This window comes from Halobacteriovorax sp. DPLXC-1, assembly GCF_036903125.1.
Classification (GTDB): Bacteria; Bdellovibrionota; Bacteriovoracia; order Bacteriovoracales; family Bacteriovoracaceae; genus Halobacteriovorax_A; species Halobacteriovorax_A vibrionivorans.
In genome coordinates, this window is record NZ_JAYMCO010000003.1 from 651,283 (window position 1) to 666,935 (window position 15,653).

At 36.0% G+C, this 15,653-nt stretch carries 15 protein-coding genes; 13 read left to right on the forward strand and 2 right to left on the reverse strand.

Annotated features, from left to right (window positions below; genetic code table 11):
• The 3 genes from VCM44_RS13190 to VCM44_RS13200 are packed head-to-tail and all read left to right on the forward strand — an operon-like array spanning position 1 to position 2,789.
• Positions 1-813, forward strand: coding sequence for a CheR family methyltransferase (locus tag VCM44_RS13190; RefSeq protein ID WP_334679073.1), 813 nt, complete (start codon positions 1-3; stop codon positions 811-813).
• A 1-nt stretch (position 814) separates the two neighbouring features.
• A complete protein-coding gene (locus VCM44_RS13195) occupies positions 815-1,327 on the forward strand; it encodes a chemotaxis protein CheD (protein WP_334679074.1) in 513 nt (170 codons plus the stop codon).
• Complete coding sequence (locus VCM44_RS13200; protein WP_334679075.1) at positions 1,299-2,789, forward strand: chemotaxis protein CheW; 1,491 nt, start codon at positions 1,299-1,301, stop codon at positions 2,787-2,789. The genes VCM44_RS13195 and VCM44_RS13200 overlap by 29 nt, the downstream gene beginning before the upstream one ends.
• Positions 2,790-2,794: 5 nt before the next feature.
• Here the strand turns inward: VCM44_RS13200 and VCM44_RS13205 are convergent, their stop codons facing one another.
• Positions 2,795-3,415, reverse strand: coding sequence for a TetR/AcrR family transcriptional regulator (locus tag VCM44_RS13205; protein WP_334679076.1), 621 nt, complete (start codon positions 3,413-3,415; stop codon positions 2,795-2,797).
• Between the two features lie 320 nt (positions 3,416-3,735).
• Between VCM44_RS13205 and rimK the strand changes: the two genes are divergently transcribed.
• The 6 genes from rimK to VCM44_RS13235 all read left to right on the forward strand — a co-directional run bounded on the left by rimK (position 3,736) and on the right by VCM44_RS13235 (position 10,904).
• Positions 3,736-4,629: a 30S ribosomal protein S6--L-glutamate ligase gene (gene rimK, locus VCM44_RS13210; RefSeq protein ID WP_115361060.1), complete on the forward strand. Its 894-nt coding sequence runs from the start codon at positions 3,736-3,738 to the stop codon at positions 4,627-4,629.
• Entirely contained in the window at positions 4,630-5,646 is a 1,017-nt protein-coding gene (locus VCM44_RS13215; protein WP_115361058.1) for a succinylglutamate desuccinylase/aspartoacylase family protein, read from the forward strand.
• 66 nt (positions 5,647-5,712) lie between these two features.
• The gene (locus tag VCM44_RS13220) at positions 5,713-6,306 is read left to right on the forward strand and encodes a class I SAM-dependent DNA methyltransferase (RefSeq protein ID WP_334679077.1); all 594 of its coding nucleotides are present in this window, start codon (positions 5,713-5,715) and stop codon (positions 6,304-6,306) included.
• Positions 6,307-6,311: 5 nt separating this feature from the next.
• Positions 6,312-7,148, forward strand: a complete 837-nt coding sequence (gene mtnP / locus VCM44_RS13225) for an S-methyl-5'-thioadenosine phosphorylase (protein ID WP_334679078.1) — start codon at positions 6,312-6,314, stop codon at positions 7,146-7,148.
• A gap of 92 nt (positions 7,149-7,240) precedes the next feature.
• Positions 7,241-9,532: a PEP/pyruvate-binding domain-containing protein gene (locus VCM44_RS13230; RefSeq protein ID WP_334679079.1), complete on the forward strand. Its 2,292-nt coding sequence runs from the start codon at positions 7,241-7,243 to the stop codon at positions 9,530-9,532.
• Positions 9,486-10,904, forward strand: coding sequence for an outer membrane protein assembly factor BamB family protein (locus VCM44_RS13235; RefSeq protein WP_334679080.1), 1,419 nt, complete (start codon positions 9,486-9,488; stop codon positions 10,902-10,904). The genes VCM44_RS13230 and VCM44_RS13235 overlap by 47 nt, the downstream gene beginning before the upstream one ends.
• On the opposite strand, the gene VCM44_RS13240 is transcribed toward VCM44_RS13235, so the two are convergent.
• Positions 10,901-11,869 (reverse strand): hypothetical protein, encoded by a 969-nt coding sequence (locus tag VCM44_RS13240; protein ID WP_334679081.1) that lies wholly within the window; start codon positions 11,867-11,869, stop codon positions 10,901-10,903. The genes VCM44_RS13235 and VCM44_RS13240 overlap by 4 nt on opposite strands.
• A 94-nt stretch (positions 11,870-11,963) precedes the next feature.
• Between VCM44_RS13240 and VCM44_RS13245 the strand changes: the two genes are divergently transcribed.
• The 4 genes from VCM44_RS13245 to ahpF all read left to right on the forward strand — a co-directional run bounded on the left by VCM44_RS13245 (position 11,964) and on the right by ahpF (position 15,616).
• Positions 11,964-12,533 carry a manganese efflux pump MntP gene (locus VCM44_RS13245; RefSeq protein ID WP_199506632.1) on the forward strand — a complete coding sequence of 190 codons (570 nt, stop codon included), beginning with the start codon at positions 11,964-11,966 and terminating at the stop codon, positions 12,531-12,533.
• A 70-nt stretch (positions 12,534-12,603) separates the two neighbouring features.
• Positions 12,604-13,230, forward strand: coding sequence for a carbonic anhydrase (locus VCM44_RS13250; RefSeq protein ID WP_115361046.1), 627 nt, complete (start codon positions 12,604-12,606; stop codon positions 13,228-13,230).
• Positions 13,231-13,420: 190 nt separating this feature from the next.
• Positions 13,421-13,993, forward strand: coding sequence for an alkyl hydroperoxide reductase subunit C (gene ahpC / locus VCM44_RS13255; protein ID WP_199506631.1), 573 nt, complete (start codon positions 13,421-13,423; stop codon positions 13,991-13,993).
• Positions 13,994-14,065: 72 nt separating this feature from the next.
• Entirely contained in the window at positions 14,066-15,616 is a 1,551-nt protein-coding gene (gene ahpF, locus VCM44_RS13260; protein ID WP_115361042.1) for an alkyl hydroperoxide reductase subunit F, read from the forward strand.
• Positions 15,617-15,653: the final 37 nt, after the last annotated feature.

A 15,653-nucleotide genomic window follows, 5' to 3' on the forward strand; every position in this document is an offset into this window, starting at 1 on the left:
ATGATCTATCTTCTGGAGCTATCAGATACACAGCTTTCTAAAGTAATTGACTTAGTTCATTTACATACAGGCATTACGATAGCTCCCTCTAAAAAGAATATGGTTCAGGGAAGAATCAGAAGACGTCTAAAAGACTTAGGATTAGAAGATTATGATGATTATTTACTGCATTTGGAAACTAATGAAAATGAGAAACAAGAGTTCATTAACATTATAACAACTAACGAAACGTCTTTTTTTCGAACAAAGAAAGTATGGGACTACTTCCAATTAGAATATCTTAAAAATTGGAATTCAAGTGGCCCTTTAAAAATATGGTCTGCTGCCGCATCTACTGGTGAAGAGTCATATTCCATTGCAATGAGCTGTGAGGAGAGAAAGAAAATAGGTATTAATCTCAACTATGAGATTATAGGTACTGACATTTCGACTAAGGCCCTTAGTATTGGAGAAGGTGCAGAGTATTCGGGACGTAATTTCAAAAATATGAAAGAGAAGTTTCCTGAACTTGTTGTGAAATATTTTAATATCACTGGCGATAAAGGTGAGATAAAGCCTTATCTTAGAAAGAATATTAAATACTTCTCATATAATCTTTTTGAGCCACCAAAATCTCCTTTAGATAATTTTGATATCGTTTTTCTTCGAAATGTACTTATTTACTTTAAGAAGGAAGATCAAAAGAAGGTAATAGCAAATGTTGCAAAGACAATGAAGGAAGGAGGAGTTTTGATCCTAGGGGAGTCAGAATCAATTAATGGTCTTTCTAATGAATTTAAATTTATTTCTCCCCAGATATATATGAAGAAATGAGATGATTACAAAAACTAAAGAATATATTCATGTTCGTATTGGTGAGATCAAGTTTGGTGAAATTGATTCAATTCTAAATGCCACCTTAGGCTCATGTGTGGGGATTGCTATCGTAGACAAAGTGAATAAGAAGTGTGGTCTGGCCCATTGCTTCCTACCTGAGGGGAGTATGAAATCACCACCGGATCAACCTGGTAAGTATGTCGTTGATGCTATTCCATATCTTTTTTCAAAGATGAAGTTAATGGGTCGTCCTAAAAAAGAATTTGATGTTTATGTTGCAGGAGGGAGTAATATGATGGCCCAATTGAAGCAAAAAAATGTCGATCATATTGGTCATCTAAATAAGAAGAAGGTTCTAGAGATTTTAGATGAAATGAGGATTCCCGTAAAAGAGATGCTTAATGGTGATTCATTTGCCTGTAAGATCTTTGTCGATTGTGACACATTAAAAGTAAAGATGATTAGAATAAAAGGAGCTCCAAGTGGAAGCACAAGAACTAGAAGTAAATAAGGTCACACATATGTATGCTTCATTTTCTTTAAAAGGAAATGAGTTTGTTCTTGATATAAATGCTGTTCAGGAGGTAGTGAATTATCCTGAAAGTATTTTTAGTATGCCTCTGGCCCCTGATTATTTAGATGGGATATTTAATCTACGAGGCATGATCATACCAATTCTTAACTTGGCCAAGTTATTAGGCATAGCTGATGATAATGGCACAAACGATAATTTAAAGGTTGCGATTGTTAATATTGATGGAATTAGCGTTGGTGTTTCATTTGATACGACTGGTGAGATTATCAAAGCTGATCATTGTGAAGTTAGCAACTTTGATATAAGTGATGAAAGTGATGAATCACAAGTTGTAAAAGGTGCCATAAAAAGAGATAACGGTAATCGAATTTATCAAATTTTAGAACCTTCTCAGATTATAAAGATTAGAAACCTTGCAAGGCTTGGAAGTTATGATGCATTTAGAGAAGGTGTGGATACTCGCTTAAAGGTTCAGGCACGCCAAAATAAGTGCATTTCATTTCGAGTAAATGATATTCCATTGGCCATAGAAATTACTTCGGTTAATGAAATTATTAATATGCAAGAGATTGAGCATTCAGCTTTTTCATCTAAGTTATGTTTAGGCTTAGTGAATCTAAGAGGTATGACCATTCCTGTTCTTAGTTTCTCAAGAATTTTGGGGATTGAGTCATCTAGTGAAGTTAATAATGATCAAAAAATTCTAATAATTAAGTTAGGAAGTGAGTTCTTTGGACTAATTGTAGACTCCTTAGATGCAATAACATTTTATTCAGATGATAAAGTCATGCCAGTTCCTGTTTTTTCTTCAATACGCTCACATATGTTTCTTGGTGGAATTGAGGCAGAAGAAAATGGGATGACATTCTTGATAGATCACAGTGAAATATTAAATAATGATGAAATAAAGCAAATTACAAAAAGCCATTCTGAAATTTATCAGTCACAAAAAGATGAAGAAGAAAAAGAGAAGGTTGCCAGGCAGTTGGAGTCATATGTGACTTTCAATTTTGGATATCACTTTGGATTGTCTGTTTCAGAAATTAGAGAAATTATCGAAGTTCCAAAAGACATACTTAAGACTCCTGGTGCACCTTCACATGTCTTAGGTGTACATGATCTTAGAGAACAATTAATCACTATCGTTAATCCTAAGAAAATGTATGGAATAGAAGAAAGTGATGACGAACTAGGTGGTAAGAAAGTCATTATCTTGGAAGCAGATGAGCGCGGTGAAAATTACGGAATACTTGTTGATGAGATTGATAGTATTGTGAAGATCGATATGCTTAATAAAATGAAGATGCCAAGCTTGCTATCAAATGTATCAGGTAAGCTCAATCAAGATGTTTCAGAGATCATTCGTGATATAAATGGTAGTGGTGTCGTAATCCTAAGCTTTGAGGCCATTGTTAGAAGAATAGGTATGACAAAGTAGAACAACTAGTGTTTTAAGAGAGAGTTTTCAAGGTAGTTTGTTATCAAGGCTTTTAACTCTTTTGCAATTTCATCTGTTTGAAATTTTTCAGGATAAAACTCACAATAAAACTTAAGGACACTTCTGATTGAAGTGATCAGAATATAGATAGGTGTAGTATTAGTCGACTTTAAGTTTCTCGTTATAATTTCAATCAAGGCTTCGTTTATATTCTTATTTGCCTGGGTATATAATTTATTAATTTCTGTAAATTTCATATACTCGTAAATCATCTTTCGTAATTCAATATTATTACGATAGTGTTCAATTGCTAAGTCAATACCAGTATTAAAAAATTCTATAATATCAAAGTTCTCATTAAGACGACTTATGTATTCATAAATTGCGCCATAGTTACTTCTTAACTCGTCTTCAATTAGAGCAGTGAAGATTTCATCTTTATTTTTGAAATGATTATAAACCGTTCCAATACTCACTCCGGCCAATGCCGCCACTTTATTTGTGGTAAATTTTTTTCTCGAATTCTTTTGTAGGAAAAGACGCGCTGCCTCAATGATGCATTCACGTGTACGAGTTACTTTATCTTGATGATTAGTAATAGCTGGAAAACCTGTTTTATTATTCATAGGAAACTTGATTAATTTATCGAAAAATTTATTTTATATATGATTAAGATCATGCTGTAAGACCGTGAAACCCGCAAGAATATTTTTTCTGATTTAATAATCGTAAGATATAAACGTAAAGTTAAGAGAATCTTAATTTTTTTTGCCTTGTGGCGTTAAGTCATCTTATCTAATCTATGGTATATATATTTAGAGATATGATTTTTGAATGTGGAACTTGTTGAGTCTAGTTAAATTTTTTTCACTTTTCTATTTACTTAAAAGAGAATTTTCAGAGTAAAATCACTGTAAAATTGAATGTAATCATTTATGGAGAAATTATGAATATTGTTATTTTATCTTCAAATAAGAACCTCTACTCAACTAAGAGATTGGTAGAGGAAGCAAAGAAAAAAGGTCATAAGATTGAAGTTGTTCATCCAAGTGATTGCTTTGTTGATGTAACCTCTGGCTCACCAATGGTTCATTATAAGAAGAGAAAGCTAAGTAATGTCGATGCTGTAATTCCACGTATTGGTGCTAGTATTAGTGCCTATGGAATGGCCATTGTTCGTCAATTTGAAATGATGGGAGTTTATTGTTTGAACTCTTCAAATGCTATCGGACGCTCAAGAGATAAGCTACGCTCAATGCAGATCCTTTCACATAAGGAATTACCACTTCCTAAAACAAGTTTTGCAAAAACAACTCAACAAACAGATAAGTTAATTGAGTTAGTTGGTGGGGCGCCTCTCGTTGTTAAACTTCTTGAAGGCTCTCAGGGGCGAGGTGTTCTTCTTGGAGAAACCCATAAAGCTTCAGAAAGCCTAATTGATGCCTTTAGAGTGTTACATGCAAACTTCCTTGTTCAAGAATTTGTTAAAGATGCAAAAGGTGCAGATATACGCTGTTTTGTTGTAGGGGATAAGGTTATCGCTACCATGATGAGACAGGCAAAAGAAGGTGAGTTTCGTTCTAATATTCACCGTGGTGGTGTTGGGATAAAAGTTAAAATTACTCCCGAAGAAAGAAAAGTTGCAGTGGCGGCAGCAAAGGCCATGAAGTTAAATATGGCCGGAGTTGATATTATACGCTCAGGCAGTGGACCAAAGATATTAGAGGTTAACTCATCTCCAGGTCTTGAAGGAATTGAGGGAACTAATGAGAAGAATATTGCCGTTAAAATAATTGAATATATTGAGAAGAATTTCGAAAGTGTAAAAAAGGATATTTAATTGAAGAGTTCTTTATTTGATTTAGATATTGAAGATTACGAAATCGGTTATCCACGTCTGGACTTTGTGGATTTTCCATCATTTTATGGACTTCAAAAAGTTAAGGCTCCTGTCTACGTTTATCGGGCGACTAAAGAAGTTTCTCCCTGTGTCGTAGTTACTGCCTGTATGCATGGGGATGAAATTAATGGCCTTCGTACGGCCCAGCTTCTTATGAAGAAAAAGATGAAGCTCTTAAAGGGAACTTTAATTGTTCTTCCTACTGTCAATATCTATGGTTTCTTAAATAAGCACCGTTATCTTCCGGATCGAAAAGATATTAATCGCTGCTTTCCAGGTAAGAATAAAGGGAACTTTGGATCTCGCTTTGCAGACTTTATCTTTAGGAATGTTACTCGCTATGGTGATGTTTTTATTGATCTACACTCTGGCGGTGCTGGCCGCTTTAATATACCTCAAATCCGTTGTGATTTGAGTACTCCTGGAATGCACGAACTCGTCGAAAATGTGAGTATACCACTTGTTGTAAATAGTGCTTTACGTGATGGCTCACTTAGAGAAGCAATCAGCGAATTAGGTAAACCATGTATCGTTTTTGAAGGAGGGGAAGGACTTAGAATTGATGAAACCATTGCCAAGTATGGACTAAATCTCATCAATAGTATTCTGTCGCACTATGGAATGATAAAATCGAAGAAAGAATTTATTGGTGAAAAATTTATTATAAAAAGACGAAAATGGACACGGGCCTCCCGTGGTGGTCTTCTATTAAATAAAGCAAAGTACGGTAAAATCGTTAAAGAGGGTGAGGTTGTAGGAGAGTTACGTCAGATGTCTGGTGATCTCATTACTAAAGTTCGCATGGAGCATGATGGAGTTATTCTAGGAATGAGTACTTCATCTCTTGTTATGGCCGGAGACGCTCTTTATCATATCGGTTTTCTTGATGATTATAACCCTGACGATCTAGCAGATGATGAAGGTGAATTATCTGATTACTTTGATTTTGAAGCTTAATGCAAAGCGATTGGCTACTTTTAGTGAAGTATCATAATATTCATATCAAAATAGTTGGAGTTTAATATGTCTCATTTTAATCATGCTGCAAATACATGGGATTCAGAAGATAAAATTAAGTTAATGGGAGAGTTAGCGCAAAAAACTCTTCAGGTTTTAAATATTTCAAAAGAAGTGGATATCCTAGACTTTGGATGTGGTACTGGACTTTTTGGCCTTGAATTCATAAATATCGCAAAAAGTATAACTGGGGTTGATACTTCGCACGGTATGCTTGAAGTCTTTAACAAGAAGACAAGTGACCAAGATCATATTCGTTCGATAAATATTGATTTAGAAAAAGATGACTTAGATGAAAAGTTTGACCTCATTATAAGTTCAATGACTTTTCATCACCTTGATTCTCCAGATAAAATGATTCTTAAACTTGCTTCAATGTTAAGAGATGGGGGGAAGATGGCCATTGTGGATCTTGAGACTGAAGACGGTAGTTTTCATCCCGACCCTAAAGCAATGGGTGTAAAGCATTTTGGCTTTTCAAATGAAGAAATTGTAGAATGGGCCGATGCTGCTAGCCTAAATGTTGAGATTACAACTATAAATTCACGAACTAAGAATTTAAAGAAGTATAATCAATTCTTAGCAGTATTTTATAAGTAGGATATATGAAATTAGGAATTATTGGTGGAAGTGGGGTTTATGACCTCGATATTTTAGAGGAAGTAGAATCAATAGAAATACAGACTCCATTTGGGGAACCTAGTAGTAAGATAAAAAAGCTCAAGGTTTCTGATTATGAGTTCTTCTTTGTCACAAGACATGGTGTAGGACACCATATTTCTCCTTCTGATATAAATTATCGTGCCAATATTTTTGCTCTTAAGAAGTTAGGAGTGACTCATATAATCTCAATCTCAGCTGTAGGGTCATTAAAAGAAGAAGTCGCTCCAGGTGACTTTTTTATGCCAGATCAATTTATTGATTGGACCAAAGGACTACGCAAAAGAAGTTTCTTTGAAGATGGGATTGTGGGACATGTCTCTGTTGCGCAACCAATCTCGCTAGAGCTTGTCGAATCGATCAAATCTGTACAAAACAAAGTTGATACAAACTTTCACTTTGGTGGCAGCTATATCTGTATCGAAGGACCTCAATACTCAAGTCGTGCCGAAAGTGAACTTTATCGTAGCTTTGGTGCCAGTGTCATTGGAATGACTAATGTTCCTGAAAGCTATCTCTCAGTAGAGGCAGGGATTGCTTATGCGACAGTAGCACTTGTAACTGATTACGATTGTTGGAAAGATGAAGCTTGCTCACTAGAAGAGATCACTGCAGTCATTAATAAGAATGTGTCTAATGTGAAAGAGCTATTAAAACACTTAATACCTAAGATTTATCAGGATAAGAAAAGCTTTGAAAAGGCCAATCTTAACGCAGTGGTAACTGACAAGAGCTTAAGAACAAAAGAGCAACAGGAAATCTTAGATATTCTCTTAAATTAATTTCTTTCTGTTCTGTTATTATTGTTTTTCATGATATACATCATGTCCTCTTTAACTCTTAAACGATATAAGTTTATTGAGAGGATGGGCCGATGTTATATTATTTTGAGAATTTACCTGAAGACAAAACACAAGTAGGTGGTAAAGCTTATATGCTTGCCATGATGGCACAGATGGATATTCCTGTTCCAAATGGAATTATCTTGGATGCAATGCCATCAGATAGAGAATTAGAGGAAGTTTATCAATTTGCTAAAGATGGAGAATACTCTTTGGCCGTTAGAAGTTCTGCTACTGGGGAAGACTCGAAAGAGAATAGTTTTGCTGGCCAGAATTCCACATTTCTCTATGTCGATAATGATAGTGATTTAAAAAGAGCGATTACTGACTGCTTTAACTCAATTAATAAAGAATCTTCAAAAGCCTATCGCCAACATTTCTTAGGAAGTTCTAAAGAAGTCCCAATGAACGTTGTAATTCAACGTATGATTGACCCATCTTTTTCAGGAGTTTACTTCTCAAAAGACCCAAGAGGGAAGTTTGAATCTTGGATGCTTGAGTATATTGATGGAGTCGGTGAAGATCTTGTTTCTGGGAAAAGAACTCCCACAATATTGAGTGAGTCCCAAAGAGTAAGCCCAGATATAACTTCTGAACAAATTGATGAAATTATTCGTTGTGCAAAACTTGTGGAAGATAAGTATCAGGATGATTTTGATATTGAATGGGCCATTGATAAAAAGGGGATTGTCTATCTTCTTCAAGCAAGGCCAATTACAGCAAAAGCTTCAATTTCAAACCTTAAGAGAATTGGCCATGAGGAGCTTGAAAGATTAGAGTCAATTTATCCTCAAGAGACAGTCTGGGATGGACAGACATTTGCAGAATGGACAACAGCGCCAACAACATTAACAACTGAGATTTGGGCAAATTCATTTAGGAAGGATCAGGCATTCGATAAGGCCTTGCAAGAGCTTGGTTATGTCGGCTTCAGTAAAGATGAGTGTTTAATGGATGAAGTCTTTGGACGAAGTTATATTAACCTTTCAAAGCTTGGGCAAATGTATTTTGGTCCAATTCCCTATACAATAGAGCCAAATCCTAGGCCGCATTTAAAATTTCATTTTTCAAAAGTTACTCCACATATTCTTATGAAGACACCTCAGACAATGTGGAGAATGTTGAAGGTTGGCCTCTCAATCAATACACATAGAAAAGAAGTTATTAATGATGCAACGAAGGCATTGGTGGATATTTCTGTTATTAATAAAAGGCCATATGATAATAAGATCTATCAAGATTGGACATTGGAAGATCTTTTAAATCGCTTCTCAAAAGAGTCATCACTTTTTAGTGAGAGAACTTTGGTATGGCCTTATATCTTGATCTCATTAACAGAGACAACAATTCAAACCTTAATATCTCTTTTAAAAAGTATCTATACTCCTCAAGAGGCCGATCACTTAATTAAGAGATGGTCTGGAGCAGGAATAAATTCAGAAACATTTAAAATGGGACTCTACTTTAAAAAAGCATGTGCAAAGCCCAATGCTCGTCACAATTTTCTTGCTCGCTATGGTCATCGTGGTCCGGGAGAACTCGATCTCAGTGCTAAGAGATGGGCCGAAATTGGTGATGATGCATTCTATGATTATCCCTTAGAGAAGTATGTAAAAGAAAAAAATAATCATACATTAGATGATGTTGAAGCCGAAATTATGGCAATGAAGTCATTTAAAAAAACTTTGATCTTAGAAGAGTGGAAGATTTTAAAGGATCTCTTAGAGCTAAGAGAGAAGTGGAAAATGGCGATTTTAAAACCTTATGCCCATATTCGATATCTTTGTTTAGAAATCGCACGTCGATATAAATTAGATGACTTAAATGATATCTTCTATCTTCATATCCATGAGATAAAGAATTTTAAAAGTAGTTACTTAAGCCTTATCAGAGAAAGAAAGCATAAGATTGAAATGTTTCGAAACTTCAACTTTTCAACAGTTACTTCTTTAAGAGAAATAAAGTCTGTTATTGATGGTAATGAAGAAGCGTCTTCAAGCAATCTAGTCGGAGAAGGACTATCTTCAGGAATGGTTAGGGGCAAGGTTGTTGTCATCAATAATCCTTCAAATTGGAAAGAGATTGAATGGCCTGAAAATGCAATTGTCGTCGCTCAATCAACTGATCCAGGATGGACACCAGTTTTCACTAAAGCAAGTGGGATCATTGTTGAGCGTGGTGGTGTTCTGTCACATTGTGCAATTGTTGCCAGAGAAATGGGAATTCCAGCTGTGAGTGGAATTAAACAATGTCATATTAAATTTAAAGGTGGAGAGGATGTTTTCGTTGATGGAAATTCTGGAAGTATTAAACTCATGCAATAACAACTTTTGTAGTGACTATAGTTACTCTATTGTTCCAACGGTATTGTTACCCTTAGCTTTTCTAAGTACAGGAATTACTGTCGTTGCAACATTTATTGCAGGGCTCTTTGGGGTTAAGCTCAAGGCCGAAGGGCCAAAAAAGCTTCTTGAGGTTTTACTTAAGCCTAAGGTGTTAATCTCTGCAATGATTTTTAATCTTCTTATCTACGGTGGAATGGAAGCCTATCAATATATAAAGCATGGGCCGGTACCTCTATTTATTCAAGATACTTTTAATAGTGATATCACTTATAAGAAAGACCCAATAAATGTTGATCCTGAAAATTTTATTTGGCAACAAGTTGTACCTGAAGGAATCTTTGCTTCCGGTACTGTTGTCAATGGAGAGCTTTTTGTTGGATCTAAAGAAGGTAATCTCTTTGTTTTGGATATAGAAACTGGGGGCATAAAGAATAAGATTTTCTTTGGTAAGTTTCTGTCGCCAACTCCTGTCTATTTTAAAGGCTTCTTATATTTTGGCGAAGGGCTTCATGCTTCTCATCATATGAGGGTTTATAAATTTGATCCTAAGACAAAGAAGGTTGTAGGCTCTTTTAAAACTAAGGGGCATACAGAGATTCTTCCTGTCATTCACACAATTGAAGGAAAGGACTATCTTTTTCAAACAGCTGGTGGGGATGGCCTCTATGCAATTGATCCTGAAACAATGAAAGAAATCTGGCATTTTGAAGGTGGCCATATGGATGCCTTTGTTCTTTTAAAAGATAATGCCGTTTATGTTGCAAGTGGTGTTCCTGAAGAAGATCTTGGCAAGGCCAGACCTTTTGCTTATAAAATTGATGCCAAGAGTGGAAAGCAAATTTGGCGTGAAGAGCTACCTCTTTCAAGTTGGTATGGACCTGTTGCAACACGTGAGAATATTTGCTTTATTCAAGGTGAACTTCATGTGAAGTCTGAGCTTGGTGGACTTGTATGCTTTAATTCATTAGGGGGCAGAATTAGTTCTATTGAAATTGATTCACCAGTAATTGGAAAGCCTTTGGTCTTTGATGATATTGTTGTTTTTAATGACTTTGATGGACGTGTCTATGCTTGGAATAGTGTGACTTCCGAACTTAAGTGGAAGTATGAGAGTCGCAAGAAGAAGCTCGGTTATAACTACTCATCAATGAAGTATGATGGAGAGAAGCTGATCTTTATTGATCGCCTTGGAAAGATATCTTACTTAGATCTTAATGATGGAAGCCTTCTCAAATCCCGTTTATTTTCTGAAGGTGAGAAGCCTGAGAATATCTTTGCGGATACTTTAATCCTAGATAAGGGACATATTGTCTTTGGGATGAAGGGAAGTATTAAATATTTTAAAAATTAGTGATAAATACAGGACATAAGCTTTCCCAGGTTATCACCTGTTGAGTTTTGAAGAGGCCCAAAGTGGTTATAAGACCAGCCTGCATAGAAGTGTGGGCTGACACATCTCTTATTCGACTCTTTTAACTTTCCTGATTCAGTATTATTTGGGTGAGTGAACTTCTTTGTTTGCGTATTAAGCTGAACTGAAAATGCTTGAATAACCTTGTGGACTCCACAATAGGCATTAAATTGCTGTGTGGTTGAGCCAAAAACTCTTATCAAATTATCTTGGCCCTTATTCTTGATCTGACATTTCTCTTCTTGGTAGAAGTGATTCCATGAATCCACGCAGGGCTTAATATTGCCAGCGTAATTTGGTGTGAATTGAAAGAGGCCTATATTTAAACGACTCACTTTTGGTTGCCACTTATCGTAGTAGAACTTTACTCCATCCGGTTTACTATATTTTCTAGGTCCATATTTCTTTGCAAGCTTCTTACTGGCTTTTGTATCAGCAGTCGTTAAGCTTTCAGTATAAGCAAGGCAACCAAAGAATCTTGCCCATAGTTTCTTTAGTTCATCTCTATGGCCTAGTGAACGGTATTCATTATGTTCACTTGCAAAGCGATTCGCTAATTCAATGGTTTTATCATCAGGAACTTTTTTAATTGTTTGAGAAAGGCTTTTCTTAGAGACTAGGCATAGAGGGTGACTAAGTAGTCCTACGGCCTCTTGGTTTTCCATTTTTGAAGGCATATTATAAATTGATGCCACATGAAGAAATGTTGGTTTCTTATTTGCTAATTCTTTTATGAAATATTCTATGCTCTCACCAAAGCTAATATTATTAACATCATGGCATTGATCAATCTCAAATTCAGATTGGTTTCGAACCTTATTTAACTCGTCATCATTAAAGTAAGAGTCAACGCTTTCAAGGGATGCAAAAGTACTAAATGAGAGTATGAGGATTAAGTATTTCATTGATATGACAATATTAAAAAAATACCATTTAGGACAGTAGTGTGAAAAAAAGAATAATCATTGTCTAGCTTATCAAACAGTATTATAAGTACTTATGATTAATTATTTTGAAGTTGTAGTTATTGGGCTTGTCCTTTGTGCGGATTCTTTTTCTGCTGCTGTTGCAATGGGAGCTCGTCCTCATAAGTTTAGTGATTCGATAAAATTTGCTTTCTCTTCAGGTGGTGCGGAAGCGCTAGTTGCATTCTTAGGTGCCATTGCTGGTGCGAAAGTTATTGCACAATTTGATTATATTGATCATTGGATATCGTTTGGACTCTTAACTGCTGTTGCCATTCATATGGCCTATGAAGGTTATGAAGAATTGAGTGGTAAGCACGAAGATGAGGAAGAAAAACCAAAAGAATTCCACAGTATTTTTAAAGTAATACTCGTTTCATTTGCTACAAGTCTTGACGCCTTTGCTGTTGGTGTGACAATTGGTGCATCAGGAAAGGTGCTAACTCCATATATTATCTCCATCGGTGGATGGGCATTTTGTTCAACAATTGTTGGAATGAGCATTGCAAAACGTGCTTCAGATAAGCTTGGGCCTATTTTTAGCATTATTGCAGCAATTATTCTTCAAAGTCTGGCGGTTAAGTTCCTTCTAGAGGGATTATAACTTAAAGCGTAATTGGCAAATTCATTAGATTCACATATTATTTATCGAATATAATCAAATAGGTGAATTAATGGATATCAAAAATATCTTCAAAAATAATAAAGAATGGGTGAAGGCAAAGCTTAACGAGGATGAGAAATTCTTTGAAAAGTTAGGTGCGGGCCAAAACCCGAATTATCTTTATATCGGATGCTCAGATAGTCGAGTAACTGCTGAGGAAGTTATGGGGGCCGGCCCTGGAGAGGTTTTTGTTCATCGTAATATTGCCAATATGGTTATAAGTATTGATCTAAACGTCATGAGTGTTCTAAACTACGCTGTTGAACATCTTAAAGTTGACCATATCATCGTTTGCGGGCATTACGGATGTGGTGGAGTAAAGGCAGCAATGGAAAGCCAAGACCTTGGTATTCTTAATCCATGGCTTAGAAATATCAGAGATGTATATCGCACTCACAAAACTGAACTCAATAATATTAAAGACGAAGATAAGCGATATGAGCGCCTTGTTGAGCTAAATGTTCAGGAACAATGTATCAATGCCATAAAGACTGCTGCTGTTCAAAAAGCAAACCGTGAAAGAGGGCTTAAGGTCTATGGTTGGGTTTTTGATGTTCATTCAGGTGAGCTCAAGGATCTCAACATCGATTTTGATAAGATTCTTAGTGAAATCATGGAGATATATCATCTCGACTAACCGCGTCTCACTTATTTAGAGCAATATGGCCGACTTATTTTTTGATGCGACACATAAGCAAGATCTATTGTAATTACCGTTCTTGATAGGTGAAATCTATCACATATTAGACAATTAATATTAGAGAATTTCTTGATTTATTGCCATAATTCTAGGCAAGAATTAAACACTGAAAACTTTTATAAAGGAGATGCAAGTGCAAACTTTAATCAACACAAAAGTACAAGACTTTTCTGTACAAGCTTACGTAAACGATGACTTTAAAACAGTTACAGCAAAAGACCTAGAAGGAAAATGGTCTATCCTTTTCTTCTATCCTGCTGACTTTACTTTCGTATGTCCAACTGAGCTAGGTGACATGGCAGATAAGTACGAAGAATTCCAAAAAATGGGTGTAGAAGTTTACTCTGTATCAACAGATACTCACTTCACTCACAAAGCATGGCATGATGCTTCTGAAACAATCAAGAAGATCAAGTACCCAATGCTTGCAGACCCAACTGGTCAATTAACTAGAGCATTTGGTGTTCATATTGAAGAAGAAGGTCTTGCTTATAGAGGGACTTTCCTAATCAACCCAGCTGGTGAAATTAAGCTTGCTGAAGTTCAAGACAACGGAATTGGACGTAACGCCGATGAACTAATGAGAAAAGTTCAAGCTGCTCAATTTATTGCTGAGCACCCAGATGAAGTTTGTCCAGCTAAGTGGAAGCCAGGTTCGGAAACACTTAAGCCAGGTCTAGACCTTGTAGGTAAAATCTAGGAATTATTCTTATACAGAATACTAGATATATAAGGGGGCCTCGTGCCCCCTTTTTTGAAGAAGGAGAATAAAATGTTAGATAACGCAATCATTGAACAATTAAAATCAGTCTATGCTAATTTAGAAAGTGAGATTGGACTTGTGTACAGTGAATCTAGCAATTCAAAGCAACAAGAGCTTGTAGAGATGCTAGAGAGCATCGCAGGTACTTCTCCTAAAATAAGTACAAAGTCGAGTGGGGAGACTTATGATTACCCACATTTTGAAATTCAAGTTAATGGGAAGGCAAATGGAATTAAATTTTCAGGGATCCCTGGAGGACATGAGTTTACCTCTTTAATCCTGGCCATTTTAAATAGTGATCTAAAAGGGAAGCTCCCTGATGATATGATCATTAACCGAATAAAAGCTCTTAAAGGGTCAATAGATCTTAAGACATATATTTCTCTTTCATGTGAAAACTGTCCTGATATTGTTCAGGCCTTAAACTTAATGGCCATTTATAAGGAAGATTTTACTCATGAAATGATTGATGGTGAATTCGTCCAAGATGAAATTAAGGAATTGAAAATTCAAGGTGTACCAAGTGTTATTCACGATAAAGACCTTGTACATTCTGGTAAGTCATCACTTGTTGATCTCCTTGAGAAGTTAGAAGAGCGCTTTGGCAAAGATGAGAGCTCAACTTCAAATGAAACTAAGGACCTTGGAGAGTACGATGTCATTGTTATTGGTGGTGGACCTGCTGGTGCGTCTTCTGCTGTTTATACAGCAAGAAAAGGCCTAAAGACTGCCATTATCACTGATCGTGTTGGTGGTCAGATGCAAGATACTAAGGGAATCGAAAATTTTATTTCTGTTCCATATACTGAAGGCCCTGAGCTTTCAGCTGCACTTGGAAAACATGTTTCAGAATACGATATTAAGCTACTAGAACATCGTCGTGTTGATAATATTGAAAATGGAGAGCTTAAGACTTTATTTTTAAATAGTGGTGAAGTGGTTAAAACAAAGTCTCTTATTATTGCAACGGGTGCTAAGTGGCGCGAGCTAGGAGTTGAAGGAGAAAAAGACTATCTAGGACGTGGTGTTGCTTATTGTCCTCACTGTGATGGACCTTATTATAAAGGCAAGGATGTAAGTGTAATCGGTGGTGGAAACTCTGGAGTTGAAGCAGCGATCGATCTTGCTGGAATTGTTAAGTCTGTAACGGTTGTGGAATTTGCTCCTGAGTTAAAGGCCGATCAAGTTTTAATTGATAAGTTAGAGTCACTAAAGAATGTAACAATTATTAAAAATGCTCGAACAGATAAAGTTATTGGAGACGGTGAAAAGGTTGTGGCCCTTGAATATGAGGATCGTGATTCTGGAGATATTAAAAAGATTGATCTCGATGGAGTCTTTGTCCAAATTGGGCTCGTTCCAAATACCGCTTTCTTAGGTGATCTTGTGGAAAAAAATAAATTTGGTGAAATTATTGTGACTGATAAATGTCGCACGAATCAAGAAAGAATTTATGCGGCAGGTGATGTTACAACTGTTCCGTATAAGCAAATTATTATTTCAATGGGTGAGGGGGCCAAGGCCGGACTTACTGCATTTGAAGATTTAATGCTGTCATAAAAACGCATCTCTCTCTCTCGCGTTTTTTGTCATAAGG

What these genes read in the sequence shown, in the direction of transcription:
- VCM44_RS13250 (WP_115361046.1), top strand. Translation starts at nt 12,604, where the DNA reads ATGGATATCAAAAATATCTTCAAAAATAATAAAGAATGGGTGAAGGCA.
- rimK (WP_115361060.1), top strand. Translation starts at nt 3,736, where the DNA reads ATGAATATTGTTATTTTATCTTCAAATAAGAACCTCTACTCAACTAAG.
- VCM44_RS13205 (WP_334679076.1), bottom strand. Translation starts at nt 3,415, where the DNA reads ATGAATAATAAAACAGGTTTTCCAGCTATTACTAATCATCAAGATAAA.
- mtnP (WP_334679078.1), top strand. Translation starts at nt 6,312, where the DNA reads ATGAAATTAGGAATTATTGGTGGAAGTGGGGTTTATGACCTCGATATT.
- VCM44_RS13220 (WP_334679077.1), top strand. Translation starts at nt 5,713, where the DNA reads ATGTCTCATTTTAATCATGCTGCAAATACATGGGATTCAGAAGATAAA.
- ahpF (WP_115361042.1), top strand. Translation starts at nt 14,066, where the DNA reads ATGTTAGATAACGCAATCATTGAACAATTAAAATCAGTCTATGCTAAT.
- VCM44_RS13235 (WP_334679080.1), top strand. Translation starts at nt 9,486, where the DNA reads ATGTTTTCGTTGATGGAAATTCTGGAAGTATTAAACTCATGCAATAAC.
- ahpC (WP_199506631.1), top strand. Translation starts at nt 13,421, where the DNA reads ATGCAAGTGCAAACTTTAATCAACACAAAAGTACAAGACTTTTCTGTA.
- VCM44_RS13195 (WP_334679074.1), top strand. Translation starts at nt 815, where the DNA reads ATGATTACAAAAACTAAAGAATATATTCATGTTCGTATTGGTGAGATC.
- VCM44_RS13190 (WP_334679073.1), top strand. Translation starts at nt 1, where the DNA reads ATGATCTATCTTCTGGAGCTATCAGATACACAGCTTTCTAAAGTAATT.
- VCM44_RS13245 (WP_199506632.1), top strand. Translation starts at nt 11,964, where the DNA reads ATGATTAATTATTTTGAAGTTGTAGTTATTGGGCTTGTCCTTTGTGCG.
- VCM44_RS13240 (WP_334679081.1), bottom strand. Translation starts at nt 11,869, where the DNA reads ATGAAATACTTAATCCTCATACTCTCATTTAGTACTTTTGCATCCCTT.
- VCM44_RS13230 (WP_334679079.1), top strand. Translation starts at nt 7,241, where the DNA reads ATGTTATATTATTTTGAGAATTTACCTGAAGACAAAACACAAGTAGGT.